Annotated in this window: 14 protein-coding genes; 6 read left to right on the top strand and 8 right to left on the bottom strand. The window is 72.2% G+C overall.

Annotated elements, in window-relative coordinates; translation table 11 throughout:
- Window positions 1-7: 7 nt before the first annotated feature.
- Together IO36_RS03155 and IO36_RS03150 are read left to right on the top strand one after the other, a co-directional pair.
- Window positions 8-2,899, top strand: a complete 2,892-nt coding sequence (locus IO36_RS03155; RefSeq protein WP_037616159.1) for an ATP-binding protein — start codon at window positions 8-10, stop codon at window positions 2,897-2,899.
- Between the two features lie 93 nt (window positions 2,900-2,992).
- Window positions 2,993-3,490, top strand: coding sequence for a hypothetical protein (locus IO36_RS03150; protein ID WP_037615765.1), 498 nt, complete (start codon window positions 2,993-2,995; stop codon window positions 3,488-3,490).
- 21 nt (window positions 3,491-3,511) lie between these two features.
- Here IO36_RS03150 and IO36_RS44075 read toward each other — a convergent pair whose 3' ends face one another.
- From IO36_RS44075 to IO36_RS03130, 3 genes are all read right to left on the bottom strand, one after another.
- On the bottom strand, window positions 3,512-5,833 hold the full coding sequence (locus tag IO36_RS44075; protein WP_078942970.1) for a SpoIIE family protein phosphatase: 2,322 nt from the start codon (window positions 5,831-5,833) through the stop codon (window positions 3,512-3,514).
- A 254-nt stretch (window positions 5,834-6,087) separates the two neighbouring features.
- Window positions 6,088-8,058 carry an N-acetylmuramoyl-L-alanine amidase gene (locus IO36_RS03135; protein ID WP_037615762.1) on the bottom strand — a complete coding sequence of 657 codons (1,971 nt, stop codon included), beginning with the start codon at window positions 8,056-8,058 and terminating at the stop codon, window positions 6,088-6,090.
- Between the two features lie 262 nt (window positions 8,059-8,320).
- Window positions 8,321-9,460: an aminoglycoside phosphotransferase family protein gene (locus IO36_RS03130; RefSeq protein WP_037615759.1), complete on the bottom strand. Its 1,140-nt coding sequence runs from the start codon at window positions 9,458-9,460 to the stop codon at window positions 8,321-8,323.
- Between IO36_RS03130 and IO36_RS46635 the strand changes: the two genes are divergently transcribed.
- Both IO36_RS46635 and IO36_RS03125 read left to right on the top strand, forming a co-directional pair.
- Window positions 9,459-9,632, top strand: a complete 174-nt coding sequence (locus IO36_RS46635) for a hypothetical protein (protein WP_158997174.1) — start codon at window positions 9,459-9,461, stop codon at window positions 9,630-9,632. The genes IO36_RS03130 and IO36_RS46635 overlap by 2 nt on opposite strands.
- Before the next feature lie 59 nt (window positions 9,633-9,691).
- Entirely contained in the window at window positions 9,692-11,200 is a 1,509-nt protein-coding gene (locus IO36_RS03125; protein ID WP_037615756.1) for a DNA-binding protein NsdB, read from the top strand.
- A 99-nt stretch (window positions 11,201-11,299) separates the two neighbouring features.
- Here the strand turns inward: IO36_RS03125 and IO36_RS03120 are convergent, their stop codons facing one another.
- The 3 genes from IO36_RS03120 to IO36_RS03110 form a co-directional block, all read right to left on the bottom strand.
- Window positions 11,300-12,766 carry a PP2C family protein-serine/threonine phosphatase gene (locus IO36_RS03120; RefSeq protein ID WP_037615754.1) on the bottom strand — a complete coding sequence of 489 codons (1,467 nt, stop codon included), beginning with the start codon at window positions 12,764-12,766 and terminating at the stop codon, window positions 11,300-11,302.
- Window positions 12,767-13,047: 281 nt separating this feature from the next.
- Window positions 13,048-13,746, bottom strand: a complete 699-nt coding sequence (locus IO36_RS03115) for a TetR/AcrR family transcriptional regulator (RefSeq protein WP_037615752.1) — start codon at window positions 13,744-13,746, stop codon at window positions 13,048-13,050.
- 253 nt (window positions 13,747-13,999) lie between these two features.
- Window positions 14,000-15,013: a Gfo/Idh/MocA family protein gene (locus IO36_RS03110; protein ID WP_037615751.1), complete on the bottom strand. Its 1,014-nt coding sequence runs from the start codon at window positions 15,011-15,013 to the stop codon at window positions 14,000-14,002.
- A gap of 202 nt (window positions 15,014-15,215) precedes the next feature.
- Between IO36_RS03110 and IO36_RS03105 the strand changes: the two genes are divergently transcribed.
- On the top strand, window positions 15,216-16,634 hold the full coding sequence (locus IO36_RS03105; RefSeq protein WP_037615750.1) for a basic amino acid/polyamine antiporter: 1,419 nt from the start codon (window positions 15,216-15,218) through the stop codon (window positions 16,632-16,634).
- Between the two features lie 33 nt (window positions 16,635-16,667).
- Window positions 16,668-17,930 carry an arginine deiminase gene (locus IO36_RS03100; protein ID WP_037615749.1) on the top strand — a complete coding sequence of 421 codons (1,263 nt, stop codon included), beginning with the start codon at window positions 16,668-16,670 and terminating at the stop codon, window positions 17,928-17,930.
- A 3-nt stretch (window positions 17,931-17,933) separates the two neighbouring features.
- Here IO36_RS03100 and IO36_RS03095 read toward each other — a convergent pair whose 3' ends face one another.
- A complete protein-coding gene (locus IO36_RS03095; RefSeq protein WP_037616154.1) occupies window positions 17,934-19,502 on the bottom strand; it encodes an FMN-binding glutamate synthase family protein in 1,569 nt (522 codons plus the stop codon).
- Between the two features lie 126 nt (window positions 19,503-19,628).
- Window positions 19,629-21,209 carry an alpha/beta hydrolase gene (locus IO36_RS03090; RefSeq protein WP_037615748.1) on the bottom strand — a complete coding sequence of 527 codons (1,581 nt, stop codon included), beginning with the start codon at window positions 21,207-21,209 and terminating at the stop codon, window positions 19,629-19,631.
- Between the last annotated feature and the right edge of the window lie 229 nt (window positions 21,210-21,438).

Genomic DNA, 21,438 nt, shown 5'->3' with positions numbered 1-21,438 from the left:
GGTGATCATGGGGCAACGCAGCCTTCGAAGCCGTCGGACGCTCTTCGAGCGCGAGAGTGAACTCTCCGCCGCCGACGAGGCGTTGAGCGACCTGGTCGGCCTGCGCCGGGAGCCCGGCGAGCCGCCGGGCCGCCCCCGCGGCGCGCTGCTCGCCTTCGCCGGACGCGCCGGCATCGGCAAGACCACCCTCCTCGGCGAGGTCCGAAGGCGTTCGGCGGCCAAGGGCTGCACCGTGCTCAGCGCGCGCGGCGGAGAACAGGAGCAGCGGGTCGCCTTCCACGTCGCCCGACAGCTCCTCCAGCCCCAGCTCGCCGGATTCTCCGAGGCCGAACTCCGCGCCTCGCTGGGCAGTTGGTACGCCATCGTCGGCCCCGCCCTCGGCCTCTGCGCCCCCTCCGAAGGCGCCCCTCCCGACCAGCAGGGTCTGCGTGCCGGACTCGACTGGGTCCTCACCCACCTCGCCGTGCAGCGCGCCCCCATGGTGCTCCTGCTGGACGACGCGCACTGGGCCGACGCCGAATCGCTCAGCTGGCTCGCCGCGTTCGCGCCCCGCGCCGAGCAACTCCCGCTGCTGCTCGTCGTCGCCTACCGCCCCGACGAACTCCCCGAACACGCCGACGCGTTCAGGGAACTGCCCGGCCGGGCCGGACAGCGGCCCATCGGCCTCGAACCGCTCAGCGCCGCCGCCGTCGCCCGGCTCGTCCGCGAGGACCTCGGCACCCAGGCCGACGACGCCTTCTGCCGCGAATGCTGGGCGGTCACCGCGGGCAACCCCTTCGAGGCCGTGGAACTGACCGCCAAGGTCCTCGACCGCGGCCTGACCCCGACCGAGGACGGCGCGCACCTCCTGCGCGACCTCGCCGCCGCCGTCAAGGGCCACGGCATCGTCGCCCGCCTCGAACGCCTCGGCACCGCCACCGTCCGCTTCGCCTGGGCCTGCGCGGTGCTCGGCACCGAGATCCGCCCGGCGCTCGCCGCCGCCGTCGCGGGCCTCGGCTCCGAGGAGGCCGCCGACGCCGCCGACGCCCTGCGCATCGCCCGCATCCTGACCGGAGCCGACCCCCTCGAATTCGTCCACCCGCTGATCGCCACCGCCGTCTACCGCGACATCCCCGGCAGCGTCCGCGTCGCCCTGCACGGCCAGGCCGCCTGGTGCGTGATCGACGAGGGCCTCGGCCCGGCCGCCGCCGCCCGCCACCTCATGGAGACCCACCCCGACGGCGACACCTGGATCGTCCAGCAGCTGCGCGCCGCGGCCCGCGAGACCCAGCGCGCCGGAGCCCCCGAGGCGGCCCGCAGCTACCTCGCCCGCGCCCTGCGCGAACCCCCGCCCTTCGAGGACCGCGCCGCCGTCCTGTACGAACTGGGCTGCGCGTCCCTGCTCACCGAGCCGACGAACACCGTCAACCACCTGCGCGCCGCCCTCGAGGAGCCGATCACCGACCCCGAGCTGCGGCACAACATCGTCTACCGGCTCTCCCAGGTGCTCGCCCACAGCGACCGTCTCGCCGAGGCATCCGAGACCCTCGCCCGCGAGATCCCGGTCACCGGCGACGCCCGGGTCCGGCTGCGCATGCAGTCCGAGCAGTTCATGTGGGACGCCTTCCGCGCCGACGAACCCGACTCGCCCGCCCGCTCCCGGCGGCTCGCCCGTCTCGCCGACCGGCTCACCGGCCACGACCTCACCGAGCGCTATGTGATCGGCCTGCGCGCCTGGGACGCCACCCTGCGCGGCGAACCCGCCCCCGTCGCCCTCCACCACGCCGAGCGCGCCCTCGCCGGCGGCCTCGGCTGGGCCGAGGCCGACCGCGGCTTCGAGGTCCCCGTCCTGGTCGCCATGACCTTCATGTACGCCGACCGCCCGGGCCGGACCGAGGAACTGTTCGCCACCGGGATCGCCGACTTCGAATCCCAGGGCTGGCACGGCGCCCACCTCTCCTTCGGCTACACGATCCTCGGATACGTCCGCTTCCGCCGCGGCCGTCTCGCCGAGGCCGAGGACTTCGTCCGCGCCGGCCTCCGGCTCGCCGAACGCGTCGGGCCCGGCACCCCCGTCCACTGGTACGCGGTGGGCACCCTCATCCAGGTCCTGCTCGCCCGGGGCCAGGTCGACGAGGCCGCCCGCACCGGCGAGTCCTACGCCTTCCACGCTCCCTTCTCGGCCGCGGTGACCTTCCCCGACGCCCAGACCGTGCACGGCGAACTGCTGCTCGCCCGCGGTCTCACCAAGGAGGCCGCCGCCGAGCTCACCTCCGCGGGGCGCCGCCTCGATCGGCGCGGCATGCGCAACCCCGCATGGTGCCCCTGGCAGCTCCACCTCGCCCGCGCCGAGCGCCACGAAGCCCCCGAGCGCGCGCTCGCCACGGCCCGTGATGCGGTGAACCGCGCCCGCCAGTATGGCGCCCCCTCCACCATCGGCCAGGCCCTGCGGGTCGCCGCCGAGGTCTCGCCCGGACCGGACCGCGTCCGGCTCCTAGAGGAGTCCGTCGGCCACCTGGAGCGTTCCCCGGCCGCCTACGAACTGGCCTGCTCCCTGGTCGCCCTGGGCACCGAACTGCGCCGCGCCGGACGCCCGCGGGAGGCCGCCGAGCACCTGTACCGCGGACTCGACGCGGCGGTCCAGTGCGGTGCCGACGGACTGATCGAGGACGCCCGCGACGAGCTGGCCTCGGCGGGACTGCGGCCGCGCCGTCTGCACAGCACCGAGACGGACACCCTCACCGCCCGTGAGCGGGCCGCCGCCGCGCTCACCGCGCGCGACCGGACCCCGGCCCAGATCGCCGAGGAACTGCGCATCGACGAGCACGCCGTCGCCCGGCTCCTGTCGGCGGTCTACCGCAAGGTCGGCACCGACCGCAGAGGGCTCGCCGACGCACTGGAGGACCAGGCCACGTCCTGACCGCGCCGCCGGACCGTCCCGCCGTCCCCGGGGGCCCCGGTGCGGGCGGTCCTCGTGGGGCCCGGTACGCGCCCGTGCACGTACCATTGCGGCATGTCCTTCCTCCGCCGCCGCAGCGCCACGCCCGCCGGGCCCGAGTTCGATGTTCTGGCCATGGATCCGGGCGACTGGCCCGGCAATCTCGGCGCGGGCCTGCTGCCCGCGCCCGACGGCACCTGCCAGGGCGTCTTCCTGCGCTACGACCTGTTCGGCGGCCGCGGTCCCGCGATGATCATCGGCAATCTGCCCGAGGGCTCCCAGGCCCGTGACGTCGCCGAGGGCGAGGTTCCCTTCGAGGTGGCCCAGCTGCTGCTCGCGCTGGAGAACCACGAGGAGGTGACCGTCACCGGGACCGAGGACATGCCGGTGATGCAGGGCGACAACCTCATGATCGTGCGCCGGCTGAAGCTCTCCGAGACGCGCATCTCCTGCGTCCAGTTCGACCGCAGCGACAACGTCCTCGTGACCATCGCCGCCTGGGACCGCCCGATCACGGACGACCTGTACGCCCTCCTGAAGCCGCTCCCGGCGGAGCTGTTCCAGCAGGGCTGAGGCCGAACTCCCGGCGGCGCCTCACAACTTGAGGGTGAACCAGGTCGTCTTGCCGGCGTCGGTGGGGCGCACGCCCCAGTTGTCGGCGAGGGCGCGGACCAGGATCAGCCCGCGCCCCGACTCCTCGTCCTCACCGGCCGTCCGCGGCTGCGGAAGGTGCGGGCTGCGGTCGCTGACCTCCACGGTCAGATCGGTCGATGTGCGGCACAGATGCAGGCTGATGGGTCCCTGGGCATGCTGCACGGCGTTGGTGAGGACTTCCGAGAGCAGCAGCCGGGCGTCGTCCGCGGCACGGACGCAGTCCCAGGCGGTCAGCGCCTTGCCGAGGAAGGCGCGCCCCTCCGGGACCGATTCGGGCACCGCGGGCAGATCGGTGTTGACCGTCGCCAGGGGCCCGTCCGGCAGCCGGGTGAGCAGCAGCGTGACGTCGTCGTTGTGCCCGTCGCTGTCCGGCAGCAGTGCGGCCAGCACATGGTCGGCGGCCTTCTCCAGATCGGGAGCGTCGGCGAACAGGCCCGTGAGGGTGTTGGTGAGCTCGGTGAGCTGGTCCTCGATGTCACTGCCCGGGGTCTCGATCAGGCCGTCGGTGTACAGGACGAGCGTCGCCCCGGGCGGGATCAGCGACGTCGCCTGTTCGTAGAGGATGCCGCCGACTCCGAGCGGCGCGTTCACCGGCGCGGGGAGCGGCCGGGCGCCGCCGCCGGGCGTCGCCACCAGGGTCGGCAGATGCCCGGCCGAGCAGACCGTCACCTCGCCGGCGTCGGCGGAGATCACCAGATAGCAGCAGGTCACGAGCTGGTCGGGGACGTCCAGATCGCCGACCACGGCCTCCAGTGCCTGCATCAACTGCCGTGGCTGCATACCGGTCTTGGCCAAGGCGTGCGCGGCCGACCGCAGTTGGCCCATCACGGCGGCGGCGTCCAGCCCGCGGCCCATCACGTCGCCGATCAGGACACCGACCCGGCCGGCCCCCAGCGGGATCAGGTCGAACCAGTCGCCGCCCACTCCCGCCCCCTGGGTGGCCGGCCGGTAGCGGCTCGCGGTCGTCAGACCGGGGATGGCGGGCGGAGTGCCCATCAGACTGCGCTGGAGCGTGAGCGCGATGTGCCGCTGCTGTTCGTACAGGAACGTCAGCTCCGCCTCGGCCCGCTTGCGGTCGCTGATGTCCCGCACGATCGCGCACGCGCCGATCACCGAGCCGTCCGCGTCCCGGGTGGGCCACAGCGTGATGTCCACGTCGAGCAGGGCCCCGGAGCGGGTCAGCCGCAGGGTCTCGAAGTGCTCGACCTTCTCGCCGCTGCACAGCCGGTCGAGCAGCAGGTCGATCTCGCCGCGCCGCTCGGTGGTCGCGAGCAGGGACACGTGCCGTCCCATCACCTCGGCCCGCGAGTAGCCGTACAGCCGCTCCGCCGCCGCGTTCCAGTAGGTGATGTGCCCGTCCAGCGTCTTGGCGAGGATCGCGTCCTGCGAGGACTCCACCAGACCGGCGAGTTCGTTGATCCGGGCCTCGGCCCGCTTGCGTTCGCTCACGTCCCGGACGGCGGCGGACACGAGGAGTCCGTCGGTGGTCTCCAGCGGGCTGAGGCTGATCTCGACCGGGAACTCCGTGCCGTCCTTGCGCAGACCGTGCAGTTCGAGCCCGGCGCCCATGGGACGGACCTGGCGGTTGTCCGAGTAGCCCCTGCGGTGACGGTGGTGGTGCGCCCGGAACCGGCCCGGCACGAGGAGTTCGACCGGATGCCCGAGCAGTTCCTCGCGCTTGTAGCCGAACAGGGCCTCGGTCTGGGCGTTGACGAGTTTGATCGTTCCGGAGTCGTCCACGATGACCATGGCGTCGGGTGCGGCCTCCAGCAGACCCCGAAACCTTTCCTCAGCGGCCTTGCGGTCACTGACGTCGCGGACGGCCGCGGAGACGAGGAGTCCGTCGGTGGTCTCCAGCGGGCTGAGGCTGATCTCGACCGGGAACTCCGTGCCGTCCTTGCGCAGACCGTGCAGCTCCAGTTCCGCGCCCATGGGACGGACCTGGCGGTTGTTGGCGTATCCGTCGCGGTGGAGGGTGTGATGCGCGCGGAAGCGGCCCGGTACGAGGAGTTCGACGGGACGGTCCAGGAGCTCCTCGCGGGTGTAGCCGAAGAGGGCTTCCGTCTGGGCGTTGACGAGTTTGATGGTTCCGGTGTCGTCCACGATGACCATGGCGTCGGGTGCCGCCTCCAGCAGACCCCGAAACCTTTCCTCGGCCCCCGCGGGTGCGTCGTTGCGCGGTTCGGCACCGCACCCGCATCGCTGGGGGACCAGCGCCACGTCGGCCGGCCGCGTTGAAGTCGTCTTGACGAAGTTGCCCATGCCTGCCCCAGGGTGTGCCGTGTTCCGTGAACGGCCCATCACAGCGCACGCAGAGCGCGCGGGCGGTTACATGTCGTTAACTGTCCCGGTCGCGGCCGAACCTGTCCTCGACGGCACTTTCCCTGGCCGGTTGCCGGTGTCATTGTCTTCGGCGCCCCGGGAGCCGGGCCCGCCCCGCACGGAGGCCCGCTCCTTCGGCGCTCCGGGAGCCGGGCCCGCCGATCGCGGACCCTGCTCCCGGACCGCCGGACCCGCTACGGAACCAGGTCCACGTCCGCCGCGCGGACGAACTCCACCCGGTGCCCGAACTGGATCTCGTAGTACATGTCCGTGCCGATCACGACCCGGTGCGGCGTCGTGTCGAAGGTCGGCGCGTAGAAATACTCGCCGGGCACCTTGTCACCCACCGCGTAGCGCTGGCCCGCGAGGATCTTGTACGGCAGGGGTGACACCGCCTGGACGGGCACGCCCGCCGGGTACGCCTCCTTCTCCGGGTACGCCCTGCCGTAGACCGGGACCTCCGCCAGCCCCTCCTTGGGCGTCACGACCGGCCCCGACGCGCGCACCGCGGTCGGCTGCTTGCGCGGGTTCTCGAACCAGGCCTTCTGGCCGAGGTACCAGATCGCCGTCCAGTCGCCGTCCCGGCCGGCGAGCGCGTACCGCTGGCCGGTGGAGACCCGCGAGCCGACGTCGTTCACGCCGGTCGTCGAGGGGTCGCCCTTCGGGTACAGGCCGATGTCCTGGATCAGCGGCGCGTTCACATCCGGCTGGGAGTACAGCCGCACCTCGCTGGACCCGTGCGCGGCGCAGGGCTCGCCCTTGGTGACGCAGCCCGTGTACACCGGCTGGTTGGAGTCGTAGTCGGGCAGGACGGTCACCAGGTCGGCGCCCTTGCCGAACGCCGGGTGGAACGGGTGCCCGAGCAGGGTGAAGTAGTGCTGCCAGTCCCAGTACGGGCCCGGGTCCGTGTGCATGCCCGGGACCGTGGAGGTCGTGGGACCGGGGACGTTGTCGTGCCCGAGGATGTGCTGCCGGTCCAGCGGGATGTCGTACTTCCGGGCGAGGTAGCGCACCAGGCGCGCCGAGGCCCGGTACATCTCCTCGGTGTACCAGGTGTCGGGAGCGGTCAGGAAGCCCTCGTGCTCCAGACCGACCGACTTCGCGTTGATGTACCAGTTGCCCGCGTGCCAGGCCACGTCCTTGGCCTTCACATGCTGGGCGATGTGCCCGTCCGTCGAGCGCAGGGTGTAGTTCCACGACACATAGGTCGGGTCCTGGACGAGGTTCAGCACCCCGTCCCAGGTGCCCTCCGTGTCATGGATGACGATGTACTTGATGCTCTGCGACGCGGGCCGGTCGCCCAGGTCGTGGTTGCCGTAGTCACCGTCGCCGAACTCCGCGTACGGGGCGGGGATCCACTCGCAGGACACGCTCCGCGGGCATTCGGTGCCGTCGTCGGAGACGGTCCGCAGCCCCGCGCGGCGCAGCTGCGCGGTGTCGGGCCTGAGTGCGGGCTGCGCGGCGAGGGTCATCTGCTGGCCGGCGTCGGTGGTGCGCCGCTCCCCGGACCGCATCACGGCGTAGGCGTCGTCGGCGTAGGCCGCCGCGGTGCCGCTGTCGTCCGCTCCGGAGAAGCGTCCCACCGCCGCGTACCAGTCGGCGGCGTCGTCGCTCAGGGGCTCGCCGAGATCGCGCTGGGCGGCGGCCAGGAGCGCGGCGCCGCCCGCGACGTTCGCCGCCGCGTCGGTGCGCAGCCGCTCGGCCGGCAGACCGGTGAGACCGGCGGCCTTCGTCAGTGTCTTGAGCCGGGCCGGGAGCTCTGAGTTCGCGGGGATCCGGGCGTCGGGCAGCAGCGCGGAACGCGAGCTGTCGCCCCGGGCGTCCTCGGTGCCCTCGCTGTGGTGCGGGGCACCGGCGATCGCGGTACGGGCGTCGGTCAGGTGCATGGGGCCGTAGCCGCCGGTGACGCTCGGGGCACCGGCGTGGGTGTCCCAGCGGGACTGGAGATAGGACACGGCGAGCAGCACGCTCTGCGGAACGTGGTACTCGGCGGACGCCGTGGCGAAGGCCCGCTGGAGCTCACTGGCGGGTGCCTCCTCGGCGGAACTCGAAGGGGCCGCGCCGAGCAGGGGCAGCAGCAGCGCCGCCGAGGCGACGGCTCCCGCGGATCTGCGCGCGCGTCTGTGCCGGATGGTGCCCTTGGGTTCGCTGGCGGACCGGTGCAATGCAGCCTCCTGGGACGGTCGGGCGCGGTGGGGCGTGCGAGAGCCGAACGCGTCAGTGCTACCGGCTCCCCGACGATCCGTCAATCATGCCCAGGAGGAGGCGATTTCCCATGTCAGCGTGGGGTGAAGGGGGTTTCGTGGCGGCGGGCTTCCGGCCTGCGGGGCGTCAGTGGAGTGGACCAATGCCCCGAACGGCGGACAGGTACGAGGGAGGTCCGCGGTGCGCCGCACTGCCGGCGTCACCGCGGACCTCCGTTCCCCTTCAGCGAGTGCCGACCGCCGCGCGCACGGCCCGCCGGGCCAGCTGGCAGTCGTCGTGCAGCCGCCGCAGCAGCAGCCGCTGTTCCTCGCCGGACGGGACGGCAGCCGGGTGCGCCGGGCCCGCTGCCGTCGGGGCCGCGTCGTGCAGGGAACGCTGCACGGCCGTCTCGTACGTACGGATCTCGCGGGTCAGGACCAGCATCAGGTTCACCAGGAAGGCGTCCCGTGCCGCCGGACCGGACGACTGCGCCAGCTGGCTGATCTGACGGCGCGCCACGGGGGCGTCCCCGAGGACCGCCCACAGCGTCGCCAGGTCGTAGCCCGGCAGATACCAGCCCGCGTGCTCCCAGTCCACCAGCACTGGACCGGCCGGTGAGAGAAGGATGTTCGACAGGAGGGCGTCGCCGTGGCAGAACTGGCCCATGCCCTGGCGGCCGGAGGACGTCGCGATGCCGTGCACCAGCTTCTGCAGGTCGCCCATGTCCCGGTCGGTGAGCAGCCCCAGCTCATGGAAGCGGGAGATCCGTTCCGCGTAGTCCAGCGGGGCGTTGAAGGTCCCGGCCGGCGGCCGCCAGGCGTTCAGCCGGCAGATGGCGCCCAGCGCGGCGCGGATGTCCGCGCGCGGCGGGGCCTCGAGCGGGTGGCGCTGGAGCGCGGCCGCCCGGCCCGGCATGCGCTCGATCACCAGGGTGCAGTTGTCCGGATCCGCCGCGATCAGCCGGGGCACCCGCACGGGCGGGCGATGCCGGACGAACAGACGGTATGCAGCTATTTCGTGCCTGATCCGCTCGGCCCAGACGGGGGAGTGGTCCAGTAAACACTTGGCGACGGCCGTGCTGCGTCCCGTCGTGCCGACGAGGAGCACGGAGCGTCCGCTGCGGCGCAGCACCTGGACCGGAGCGAACTCCGGACAGATCCGGTGCACCGACGCGATCGCCGTGCGCAGCTGGGCGCCCTGAGGGCCGGACAAGTCGAGTCTCCCGCTGAGCGGTTGGGTGCCGAGCCCCGGCACGCGCCGCGCCCGGCCGGCTCCCAGCAAGGGGGCCGCCTGACGCGCGGGGTCGAGGTAAGGGCCGCTGCCCACCGGGCGGGGGTGCAACGACCGGGGCGGAGCGGACACGGAGGACGATGCTGTGTACATGGGCGAAACAGATCCCTTCGTGTGCCTGCAAGTTGCCGCGCTGCCCGCCCCGGCCGCCTGGTTCATCCTGGGGAATGTCCCTGGCAACCGGGTCGGGGTGGCGCGTTCCTACCTGACACCCGACGTCCACTGGCACACCATCTGGCGCACCCTGGCGAACCCTGGCGAATAGTCGCTCAGCAACTGACAGGCGGTTACTGTCGAAATCAGCCGAGAACCTGGGGGCTTGACGTGAACGGACAACCCAACACTCGTCTGTCGGACCTGTTCGGCCTGGCCGGCTGGTCCAAGGGTGAACTCGCGAGGCTGGTCAACCGGCAGGCGGCGGCCATGGGCCACCCCCAGCTGGCGACCGACACCTCGCGGGTGCGGCGGTGGATCGACATGGGAGAGATCCCGCGCGATCCGGTGCCGCGGGTGCTGGCGGCTCTGTTCACCGAGCGTCTCGGCCGTGTCGTGACCATCGAGGACCTCGGTCTGGTCAGGCACGGGCGCGCGGGGAAACGGCAAGGCGCCGCCGGGAGTGTGGAACATCCCGACGGAGTGCCGTGGGCGCCCGAGCGGACTGCCGCGGTCCTCACCGAATTCACGGGAATGGACCTCATGCTCAACCGACGCGGCTTGGTGGGCGCGGGTGCCGCGCTCGCCGCGGGATCCGCACTCAGCACTGCCATGCACGACTGGCTGCACACCGATCCGGCCCTGACGGCCGACGCTCCGCAGTTCGTAGACCCCCTGCACGCCGACCCCGCCGGGTTCGACCGTTACGAGGCCGCCCCCATCGGGTCGCAGGAGATCGAGGAACTGGAGCGCTCCGTCGAGGTGTTCCGGGCCTGGGACGCGTCCCGTGGTGGCGGGCTGCAACGCAAGGCCGTGGTGGGCCAGCTGAACGAAGTGGGAGGCATGCTCTCCTACCGGCACCCCGACCATCTCCAGCGGCGCCTGTGGGGCGTCGCCGCCAATCTCGCCGTTCTCGCGGGCTGGATGTCGCACGACGTCGGCCTGGAACCCACGGCCCAGAAGTACTTCGTCATCGCCGCCCACGCGGCGCGGGAGGGCGGAGACCGGCCCCGGGCGGGCGAGGCCCTCTCCAGGGCCGCCCGTCAGATGGTGCACCTGGGCCGGCCCGACGACGCCCTGGACCTCATGAAGCTCGCCAAGTCCGGTTCCGGCGAGGAGGTACTGCCTCGCACCCAGGCGATGCTGCACACCATCGAGGCCTGGGCGCAGGCCTCCATGGGACGGGGCCAGGCCATGCGGCGCACGCTCGGTCTGGCGGAGGACCTGTTCGTCTCCGACCGCGGTGACGTACCGCCGCCCAGCTGGATGCAGTTGTTCGACGAGGCCGACATGCACGGCATGCAGGCGCTGGCGTACCGCACGCTCGCCGAGCACGAACCGGCCGCCGCGGCGACGGCGCAACGGCACGCCAAGGAGGCGCTGAAACTGCGGGAGTCGGGGCGGGACCGGTCGAAGATCTTCGACCACATCTCGCTGGCGTCGGCCCTCTTCATCGCCGACGACCCCGAGCAGGCCGACCGCTACGCGCGACTGGCCCTGACGTCGATGGGCGCCAACTCCTCCCATCGCACCTGGGACCGGCTGCGCGAGATGTACCGCCTCACCGGGCAGTACTCCAGCTATCCGAAGATCAGCGATCTGCGCGAGGAGATCAAGCTCGCGCTGCCGAAGGGTTCGCTCAAGCCCCGGCGCGGCGACGGCACACGGGTCCAGGTGTAGGGGGTCCGTCCTCCCCGGAGGGCTTTCCTTCTCGACTTCACCCGCGCGGAGGGGCGTTCGGCGTTCTCGTTGCCCCTGCCGTTCTCGCCGTTCTCGCCGTCAGGACCCGATCCGGGCGACGAGCACACAGGCGTCGTCCTCGCGTTCCGTTCCGCCGAACTCCTCGACGACCATCCGGATGCAGTCCTGGGCCGTACGAGCCTCGCCGAAGCGCGGGGCCAGGTCGAGCAGACTCCGGACGGCCGCCGTCTCTCCGGGGTTCCTGGCCGTGCCCGCAAGGGAGGTGTCCGCCGGCGGGGGGACCAGTCCCTCGGTGTGCAGGAGCAGCAGGTCGCCCTCGCGGAGGGTCTCCTCGGCCTGTCCGTAGACGGCACCGGAGGTCGCTCCGAGCAGGACGCCGTCCGGTGCGGCCAGCGCACACCCCGTCCCGTCGCGGAACAGCAGCGGGGCGGGGTGTCCTGCCTGCGCCCAGCCCAGGGTGCGGGTCGCGGGGGTGTAGCGGCAGCAGACGGCGCTGCCCAGGGCGGGCTGGACGGTGGAGTCGATCAACTGGTTGAGCCAGGAGAGGAGTTGCCCCGGCTGGGTGCCCGCCACCGCCATACCGCGCAGGGCGCCCAGCAGCATCGCCATGCCCGAGGTCGCGGTGACCCCGTGCCCGGTGAGGTCGCCGACGCTCAACAGGGTCTGTCCGTCGGGTAGTTCCAGGGCGTCGTACCAGTTGCCGCCGATGAGGGCGCTGGCCGACGAGGGCAGATAGTGGGCCGCCACGTCCAGTGCTCCGGGGCCCTGGCGAGGGAAGCGCAGGGAGCCGCGCCAGGGCGGCAGCACGGCCTCCTGGAGTTCGACCGCGAGCCGGTGTTCGGTGCGGGCCACGTGCTGCTGGCGCTGAAGGGTCTCCCGGGTCTCGCCCACCGTCCGCTGGCTGCGGCGCAGTTCGCTGACGTCGCGCAGCACGGCCCACATGGAGGCGGTGCTCCCGCCGGCGTCGAGGACGGGCTCACCCATCATGTGCACGGTCCGCACTCCGCCGTCGGGGCGCTGGATGCGGAACTCCCCGTCGATGGGTTTGGCGTCGATGAGGCAGTCGGTGACCATCGTCGTGAGCATCGGGCGGTCCTCGTCCAGGACCAGGGAGGGCAGTTCGTCGAGGGTGAGCGGGGGAGCGGTGGCGTCGCGTCCCAGGATCTCGTAGAGCTCGCCGGACCAGCTGGCCTCGTCGGTGAGCAGGTTCCACTCGGCGCTGCCGACCCGGCTCAGCAGCGAGTCCTGCCCGCGTGCTCCGGGTGCGCCGTGGTGGGCCGCGGTGGCCGGGGCGGGGACCGGAACCTCCGGCGGTCCGTCCCGGAGCTGGGCCAAATGCGCGTCCAGGTCTCTGAGTTGATGCAGCGCCAGATCGCAGAGCGCTCGCTGCCAGCGTCCCTGGGCGTCCTCCTCGTCCACGGTTGTCTCGCGCCGCACCGCGTCCACCTCGCCGCGAAGGCGTCGCGTCTGCGAGATGAGCGCGTCGACCGAGCCGCGCGGGGGCGGCTGGGCGGCGGGGCGGTCCGCAGAGAGATGGGGTGGCATGACGTACTCCGATGCGGGGACGGTACGACCTGGGTTACGGAAGGACCGCTACGACTGTGGCACAGCCCGCGAGGCCCTGTAAGGGATTTGGCAACACCCGATACGGTCGTGCTTCTGGTATATGCCGCAGTCCTCCCGGAGTGGGTGACCGGTCCTGTTGCGGTAGGCGTTGTGCGGAGTCAAGTCGTAGGAAACGTACGTGACTTGAAGGTCAGTGATACCCCTGTACGAGACGTTCATTCGCCTGTTCGAGGGGCATGTGTGCGAGTGTCCGGGGGTGCTCAGCGAGCCTGTACGAAGTCGGCCGTCTCGGCCTCGTAGAGCGGGGACGGGTCGATGCCCATCGAGCGGAAGTTGCCCTCGATCTCCAGGGCGACCAGACCGTGCAGCCGCGCCCACAGCAGCGTGGAGCGCGCCGCGACCGCTTCGGAGACCTCCTCGATGCCGTGCCGTTCCTTCCACCGTTGGAACGGTGCCGCCGTCTCCGCCGGTCCGCCCGGCTCCGTCTCCGGCCCCGTCTCCGGTTCGGCGAGGGCGCCCACCGCCTCCAGGAGTACGTTCATGGCGGGCTGCGCGGCCTCGACCAGGCCGGCCGCCTGGGCGTCGTAGCCCTGCAGCGGCGCCCGGAACAGCAGGCGGTAGCGGTGCGGTTCCGCCAGGGCCCACGCCCGGTACGCGTGGACCAGCCCGGTCAGCCGGCCGGCCGGGTCCGCCGGACCGTCCGCGGCGGCCCGGGTGAGGGCCGAGGTCAGGTCCCCGTAGGCGTCGACGACGAGGTCGGTCAACAGGCTGTCGCGGTTGGCGAAGTAGCGGTAGAGCGCGGGGCCGGTCATGCCGAGCTGCTTGGCGATCGCGTTGAGCGACAGTGCCTCCGGGCCGCCCTCGGCGAGCTGGCGCAGTGCCGCCGCCTTCACTTCCTGGCGTACCTGTGCGCGGAAGCGGTCACGCGGGCCGGTCCCGTTGCGCGGTGCTGCGGCCATGGCGTCGCCTCTTCGTGTCGGGGTGGCGGGCTGTGGAGGGCTAGGACGATGTTAGAGCCTATCATGAATGCGATAACCGATAATCAACACCCGCGTCCGCCGGCCCGGTGAGGCGGGCCGCCCCACCGGGCCGCCCCACCGGGCCGCCCCACCGGGCCGCCCCACCGGGCCGCCCCACCGGGCCGCCCCACCGGGCCGGCGCATCGACACGGCCCGCCGGGACGCGCACGACCGCCGCCGGACGGCGGACCGGTCAGGTGTAGAGGTCCGGGCGCGGGGCGAGTTCGACGGCCACCCGGCCGCCGCTCTCCAGCGCCCGGACTCCCGCCTCGGCGACCGCGGAGGCCGCGTAGCCGTCCCAGACGCCGGGCCCGGTCACCCGGCCGGCCCGGGTCGCGTCCACCCAGGCCTGCACCTCGCGGTCGTAGGCGTCGGCGAAGCGTACGAGGTAGTCCTGCGCCACCTCCTCGTGCCGGCCGCCCGCCGTCGTCACCGCCAGGGAACGCTCGTCCCCGATCCGCGCGCTGCCCGTCTCGCCGACGGCCTCGCAGGCCACCTGGTAGCCGAACCCGCAGTTCACGAACACCTCGACGTCGACCAAGGCGCCGCCGGCCGTCTCGAAGAGGACGAACTGAGGGTCGATCAGGCCCTCCGGTGCGGCCGACGACGAGCGGGGGCGCAGCACGGTCACCGCCGTGAGTTCCTGCCCCAGCAGCCAGCGCGCCGCGTCGATCTCGTGCGACACGGAACTGTTGACCAGCATCGCCGAGGTGAAGCCCGGCGGCGAGGAGACGTTGCGGTGGGTGCAGTGCAGCATCAGCGGGCGGCCCAGTCGGCCGCTGTCCAGCAGGGACTTCAGTCGCAGGTACTCGGCGTCGTAGCGGCGCATGAACCCGACCTGCGCCAGCCGCCGCCCGAGCCGCACCTCCGCCTCCATCACCCGGAGCGCCCCGGCGGACTCCGGCACCAGCGGCTTCTCGCACAGCACCGGCAGGCCCCGGGTGAACGCCGCGAGGAGGGCCTCCTCGTGCGCGGGGCCGGGGGAGGCGATCAGCACGGCCCGCACCCCGGGTGCGTCGAGCGCCGCCTCCGCCTCGGCGTGGACCGAGGCGCCGTCGATACCGGCCACGGCTTCCTTGGCGCGATCGATGTCGGGATCCGCCACCGCCGCGACCCTGGCGCCGCTCACCACCCGGTCCAAGCGCCGTACATGGTCGGCTCCCATGTGGCCGGCACCCAATACCGCCACACCCAACAGCTCACTCACGCGGTGCGCACCTTTCCGACGACTCACCGGAGCGTTCCGTCCCGGTGATCCGATTGTCGGCCTCGGAGATCGATGACGCAGCACCCTGACGGCGGCCCCTCCCGGGCATTTGGGGCATTTGGTTGTTAAGGTCGCTCAGGTCGCCAGACGACGTCGTCCGCATCGTGGTCCCGCACGACGATGCCCTCTCCACGGGACGCCCATGACGCAGGCCGACACCGAAACCGAGGCGGCACCCGCCGCCAAGCTGACCCTGGTGACCCTCTCGATGATGGTCGTGGGCTCCATGGTCGGCGCCGGGGTGTTCTCCCTGCCGCGGCGGTTCGCCCAGGAGACGGGGGTGGCCGGCGCGCTGATCGCCTGGGCCGTCGCCGGCACCGGCATGCTGATGCTCGCCTTCGTCTTCCAGCGGCTGGCGATCGCCCGGCCCGACCTCGACGCGGGCGTCTACGCCTACGCCAAGGCCGGCTTCGGCGAGTACCTCGGCTTCTTCTCGGCCTTCGGGTACTGGGCCAGCGCCTGCGTCGGCAACGTGACGTACTGGGTGCTCATCATGTCCACGATCGGGGCCATCGCGCCCGCGCTCGGCGACGGGGACACCGTCCTCGCGGTCGTGCTCTCCTCGGTCGGCCTGTGGGCCTTCTTCTTCCTCGTCCGGCGGGGGGTGAAGGAGGCGGCGGCCATCAACCGGATCGTCACCGTGGCCAAGATCGTCCCGATCCTCGTCTTCATCGTCCTGGCGCTCTTCTATCTCGACCCCCGGGTGTTCGCCGACAACTGGGCCGGTGCCGCCTACGCGGGCCCGCTCTTCGAGCAGGTCAAGGGCACCATGCTGGCGACCGTGTTCGTGTTCCTCGGGGTCGAGGGGGCGAGCGTGTACTCCCGGCACGCCAAGCGCCGTGAGGACGTCGGCCGGGCCACGATCCTCGGCTTCCTCAGCGTGTTCTGCATCTTCGCCTCGGTCACGATCGTGTCGTACGGGCTGCTGCCCATGGGCGAGATCGCCGAGCTCAGACAGCCGTCGATGGCCGGGGTCCTGGAGAGCGCGGTCGGCACCTGGGGCGAGGTCTTCGTCAGCGTCGGCCTGATCGTCTCGGTGCTCGGCGCCTATCTCGCCTGGACGCTGATGGCGGCCGAGGTGCTGTTCGTCGCGGCCAAGGACGAGGACATGCCCCGCTTCCTGGCCCGCACGACCGGCGCCGACGTGCCGGAGCCCGCGCTGCTGCTGAGCACCGTGCTGACCCAGGCGGTCCTGGTCGTCACCCTCTTCTCGGGCGACGCCTTCAACTTCGCGCTCGACCTGACCAGCGCCCTCACGCTGATCCCGTTCCTGCTGGCCGCGGCCTTCGCCCTGAAGATCGCCCGGCACCGGTTCGGCGGCGACCTCGTCGTCGCCGCGCTCGCCACCGTCTACACCGCGTTCCTGATCTACGCGGCCGGACTGAAGTACCTCCTCGTCTCCTTCATCATCTACGCGCCCGCCACCGTGCTGTTCGTGATGGCGCGCCGCGAGCAGGGCAGGACGCCGTTCTCGCCCCGCGAACTGGTCATCCTCGTCGTCTCGGTCGCCGGTGCCGTCACCGGGATCGTCGCCCTGGCGCTGGGCTGGATCAGTCTGTGACCCGTCGGCCTCCGGCCTGGAGAAAGGCACCCCGTGACCAGTGAAGCCAGCACGAGCCGTCCGGCGTACGGCGTCCACTCCGAGGTCGGCCGACTGCGCAAGGTCCTGGTCTGCGCACCCGGCCTCGCCCATCGCCGGCTCAGCCCCACCAACGCCGACGACCTGCTCTTCGACGACGTGATGTGGGTGGAGCACGCCCAGCGCGACCACGCCGATTTCGTCGACGAACTGCGCGGTCGCGGGGTCGAGGTGGTGGAACTGCACGACCTGCTCGCGGAGACCATGGCCCTGCCCGTGGCGAGGGACTGGCTCCTGGAGCGGAAGATCACCGCGAACGAGGTCGGGCTCGGGCTCGTCGACGGCACCCGGGCGTTCCTGGAGACCCTCGAACCCGCCGTCCTCGCCGAGTACCTGATCGGGGGACTGTCCACCGCCGACCTGCCCGACGAGTTCCGCACCGGCTACCTCTCGCTGGCCCGAGAGTCGACCGGCGTCCGCGAGTACCTGATGCCGCCGCTGCCCAACACCCTCTACACCCGCGACACCACGTGCTGGCTCTACGGAGGCCTGACCCTCAACCCGCTCTACTGGCCGGCCCGGCACGACGAGACGCTGCTGATGAAGGCCGTCTACTCCTTCCACCCCGACTTCACCGGCTCCACGGTGTGGTGGGGAGATCCCGAACTCACGTGGGGACAGGCCACGTTCGAGGGCGGCGACATCATGCCGGTCGGCAACGGCGTCGTCCTCATGGGCATGAGCGAGCGCACCTCGCGGCAGGCCATCAGCCAGGTCGCGGCCGCGCTGTTCCGGGCCGGAGCGGCCCACCACGTCGTCGTCGCCGGTATGCCGAAGCTGCGGTCCGCGATGCACCTCGACACCGTCTTCACCTTCGCCGACCGTGACCTCGTCACCCTGTACCCGGCCATCATGGACGCGGTGCACACGTTCTCCCTGCGGCCCAGCGACAAGGCCCCGGGGATCGAACTCACCGACGAGGGCTCCCGCGCCTTCACCGACGTCGTCGCCGAGGCGCTGGGGCTGCCCGGGCTGCGGATCGTCGAGACCGGCGGCGACGTGTACGCCTCCGAGCGGCAGCAGTGGGACAGCGGCAACAACGCCGTCGCCCTGGAGCCCGGTGTGGTGTTCACCTACGACCGCAACACCCAGACGAACACCCTGCTGCGCAAGGCCGGCGTCGAGGTCATCACCATCGTCGGCGCCGAACTGGGCCGGGGACGCGGCGGCGGCCACTGCATGACCTGCCCCATCGTGCGCGACCCCGTCGACTTCTGACCATCAGAAGGAGTCCGGGTCCGCGGCCGTCCAGTCCGCGGCCCAGGACGGGGGCGGCTCCGAGAGCAGGACGCCGGACGGCAGCCACTCGTAGAGCTCCGCGTACGACCTCACCGTCGTCGGTCCGACGCGCCGCAGCAACAAGTGCGGGGTCAGCTCGCGCGGGTGCCGTACGCCCATGGAGGCCATGATCAGACTCGCGCCGTGGACGGTGGCCCGGTGATAACGCCGTACCCGCTCGGTCTTGTCGGGCACGTCCAGCGCGCGGACCCGGCGCGGATCCTGGGTGGTCACGCCGACCGGGCAGGTGTTCGTGTGGCACCGCTGGGCCTGGACGCAGCCGACGGCGAACATCATCGCGCGGGCCGCGTTGGTGTAGTCGGCGCCCTGGAGCAGGCGTTTGACGATGTCCGAGCCGGTCGCGACCTTGCCGCTCGCGCCGATGCGCACCCGGTCCCGCAGCCCGGTGCCGACCAGCGCGTTGTGGACGGTGATCAGGCCCTCGGTCAGCGGTGTGCCGATGTTGTCGGCGAACTCCAGGGGTGCCGCCCCCGTGCCGCCCTCCGAGCCGTCCACAACGATGAAGTCGGGTGTCACCCCCTCGGCGAGCATCGCCTTGCACACGGCCAGGAACTGACGCCGGGAGCCCACACAGAGCTTGAAGCCGGTCGGCTTGCCGCCCGACAGCTCCCGCAGCCGCGCGATGAACCGCACCAGCTCCCTCGGGGTCGAGAACGCACGGTGATACGGAGGCGACACGACGGTCTCGCCCTCGGGCACCCCGCGCACCCGGGCGATCTCCGCGTTCACCTTCGCCCCGGGCAGGACGCCGCCGAAGCCCGGCTTCGCTCCCTGGGAGAGCTTCAGGGACACGCACCTGACCTCGGGCAGCGCGGCCTTGTCCGCGAACTCCCGCTCCTCGAAGTCCCCTTCGGCGGTGCGGCAGCCGAAGTACCCCGTGCCGATCTCCCAGATCAGATCACCGCCACCGCGCAGATGGTGGTCCGACAGACCGCCCTCGCCGGTGTCGTGCGCGAAACCCCCCAGCGCCGCACCCCGGTTGAGCGCCAGGATCGCGTTCGAGGACAGGGCCCCGAAGCTCATCGCGGAGACGTTGAGCAGCGACATGTCGTAGGGCTGGGTGCAGTCGGGGCCGCCCACCCGGACGACCGGCGGCTCGTCGGGCGCCTCGACCGGGCGCATCGACGGCTGGAGGAACTCGTAGCCGTCCGCGTAGACGTCACGCTCGGTGCCGAACGGCTCCTCGGCGTCGGCCCCCTTGGCCCGCTGGTACACCAGGGAGCGCACGTTCCGGTCGTAGGGCCGCCCGTCGACGTCGTTCTCCACGAAGTACTGCCGGCGCTCAGGGCGCACCGCCTCCATGAGGAACCGCAGCCGGCCCAGCAGGGGATAGTTCCGCAGCACGGAGTGGCAGCGCTGCGTCAGGTCCCGGGCCCCGAGCGCGGCCAGCGCCAGCAGCGGGGCCGCCGCGCACCACCACCACGGCGAGACGGCGCCCACGAGGAGCAGCGCCCCGGCGGCACCGAGGGCGACGAGCAGCAAGGGCAGCATCCGGCGCACGGCACGAGTCAAACCCATGGCGGCGAAGGCCGCAGATCGGGACACCCGCCCGTGCGCGGGGGACGACCGCCTCGCGGGGGCCCGCCGGTCTCCGTCGGTATCCGGCGGGCCCCACCACTACCCGTCGGTACCGTCCGTGTTCTCCGGCCCGCACGAGCTGCCGTCGGCCGGCAGGGACCCGTAGAGCAGGAAGTCGTCGACCTTGCGGTGCACGCACTTCGAGGACGCGTACCCGGTGTGCCCCTCGCCCCTGTTGTCGAGCACCACCGCGGCGGAGCCCAGCCGCCTGGCGGTCTCCTCGGTCCAGCGGTAGGGGGTCGCCGGGTCCCCCCGGGTGCCGACGAGCAGCATCTTCGAGGCGGGTACGTGGCGGACCTTGTCGCGTATGTAGGAGGTGCCCTTCGGACGGCCGTAGCACATCAGCACCTGGGCGAGCCGGTACCGGCCGAAGACGGGCGAGGCCTCCTCGTAGGCGGCGCGCAGCCCGGCGATCTGGCGGGCCACCTCGCCGGCGGCCGGCCGGTCGGGGTCGTCGGCGCAGTTGATCGCCATCAGGGCGGCGGGGAGATTGTCGAGGGGGACGTCCTCGGCGTCGACGAGCCCGCTGTGCTTCGGCCCGTGCCGCACCGGTGTGGAGGTCGCGGGCAGGGAGGCGCCGCCGTAGAGCTGGTCGAGTCCGTGCGGGTCGCCGTCCTGGACGAGCAGGGCGAGGGCCTGTTCGAGCACGGGCCACATCGCCTTGCTGTAGAGCGCCTGGCCCATCGCCCCCACCAGGTCCTGTCCGGTGAACTCCCGGCCGTAGTCGGACGGCACCGGTTCCGCGTCGAGGGACTTGACGAGCTGGACCACCTGTTCGCCGGCGCTGCGCGCGTCCTGTCCGAACGGGCAGGCCAGGTTCTTGGCGCACCACGTGATGAAGTCGTCGAGGGCCGTCTGCTGTCCCCGCGCGCCGGTGAGGCCCTGCTCGGTGAGGGGTTCGGTGAGCGTGTCGACCCCGTCGAGCACCATCCGTCCCGTCTTCCCGGGGAACCGGGCCGCGTACACCGCGCCGAGCCGGGTGCCGTACGAGAAGCCGAGGTAGTTGAGCTTCTTGTCGCCGAGGGCCTGGCGCATCACGTCCAGGTCGCGGGCGGCGTTCACCGTGCCGATGTGGGGGAGGACGGCGCCCGAGTGAGCGGCGCAGGTGTCGGCGGCCTTCTTGACCGCCTTGAGCGCCGCCTGCACATCGGTGCCCGTGGCCGTCGCGCCGAAGATCTCGTCCGCTCCGTCGCCGCAGCTGACCGGCGAGGACCTGCCGACGCCGCGCGGGTCGAAGGTCACCACGTCGTAGCCGTTCGTCAGGCCCATGAAGTCATTGCCGCTCGCGGCGAGCCCGGGTATGCCCGCGCCGCCGGGGCCGCCGAAGTTCAGCAGCACCGAACCCCGGGAGTGGCCCGTCGCCTTGTAGCGGGCGAGGGCCAGGTCGAGCGTGGCGGCGCCGGGCCGCGCGTAGTCCAGGGGAACGGTGATCTTGCCGCACTGGAGGTCCTTGGGCACCTCGTCGCCCTCGCAGGCCGTCCAGGTGACCTTCTGGCGGTAGAAGCGGGACAGGTCCGGCCCGTCGCCGGCGGACGCCGTCGCCGGCAGCGCCGCCGCCAGCAGGGTCAGCGTCGCGGTGGTGGCTCCCACGACCGCGAAGCGTTGGTGCACGGACAGCATGCCTGCCTCCAGGGTCGCCTGCGGTGGACCGGCGATACCTCCCGGATCACGATAGACGCGGCCCCCGGGGCCCGCCTCCGGGCGGGCGCAGCCCCGGGCACCGTCCCCGGCCTCGCCAGGGCCCGTCCCCGGACCGCGCCCGGGCGCGGTCCCCGACCCCGCCACCGTCCCCCGCGGGAGGTGCGGCGGCCGTTCGAAACACGGGACGCTCGATGGGGTGAAAGGCCGA

The organism is Streptomyces aureus (genome assembly GCF_000725495.1).
Taxonomy (GTDB): Bacteria; Actinomycetota; Actinomycetes; order Streptomycetales; family Streptomycetaceae; genus Streptomyces; species Streptomyces aureus_B.
Note: the sequence above shows the minus strand (reverse complement) of the source record. Positions and strands in the feature narration are given on the sequence as shown.

Coding starts and splice junctions, on each gene's coding strand:
- IO36_RS03090 (WP_037615748.1), bottom strand. CDS start 21,209: ATGCTGTCCGTGCACCAACGCTTCGCGGTCGTGGGAGCCACCACCGCG.
- IO36_RS03115 (WP_037615752.1), bottom strand. CDS start 13,746: ATGGCCGCAGCACCGCGCAACGGGACCGGCCCGCGTGACCGCTTCCGC.
- IO36_RS46635 (WP_158997174.1), top strand. CDS start 9,459: ATGGGCGAAACAGATCCCTTCGTGTGCCTGCAAGTTGCCGCGCTGCCC.
- IO36_RS03130 (WP_037615759.1), bottom strand. CDS start 9,460: ATGTACACAGCATCGTCCTCCGTGTCCGCTCCGCCCCGGTCGTTGCAC.
- IO36_RS03105 (WP_037615750.1), top strand. CDS start 15,216: ATGACGCAGGCCGACACCGAAACCGAGGCGGCACCCGCCGCCAAGCTG.
- IO36_RS03150 (WP_037615765.1), top strand. CDS start 2,993: ATGTCCTTCCTCCGCCGCCGCAGCGCCACGCCCGCCGGGCCCGAGTTC.
- IO36_RS03095 (WP_037616154.1), bottom strand. CDS start 19,502: ATGCTGCCCTTGCTGCTCGTCGCCCTCGGTGCCGCCGGGGCGCTGCTC.
- IO36_RS44075 (WP_078942970.1), bottom strand. CDS start 5,833: ATGGGCAACTTCGTCAAGACGACTTCAACGCGGCCGGCCGACGTGGCG.
- IO36_RS03155 (WP_037616159.1), top strand. CDS start 8: ATGGGGCAACGCAGCCTTCGAAGCCGTCGGACGCTCTTCGAGCGCGAG.
- IO36_RS03120 (WP_037615754.1), bottom strand. CDS start 12,766: ATGCCACCCCATCTCTCTGCGGACCGCCCCGCCGCCCAGCCGCCCCCG.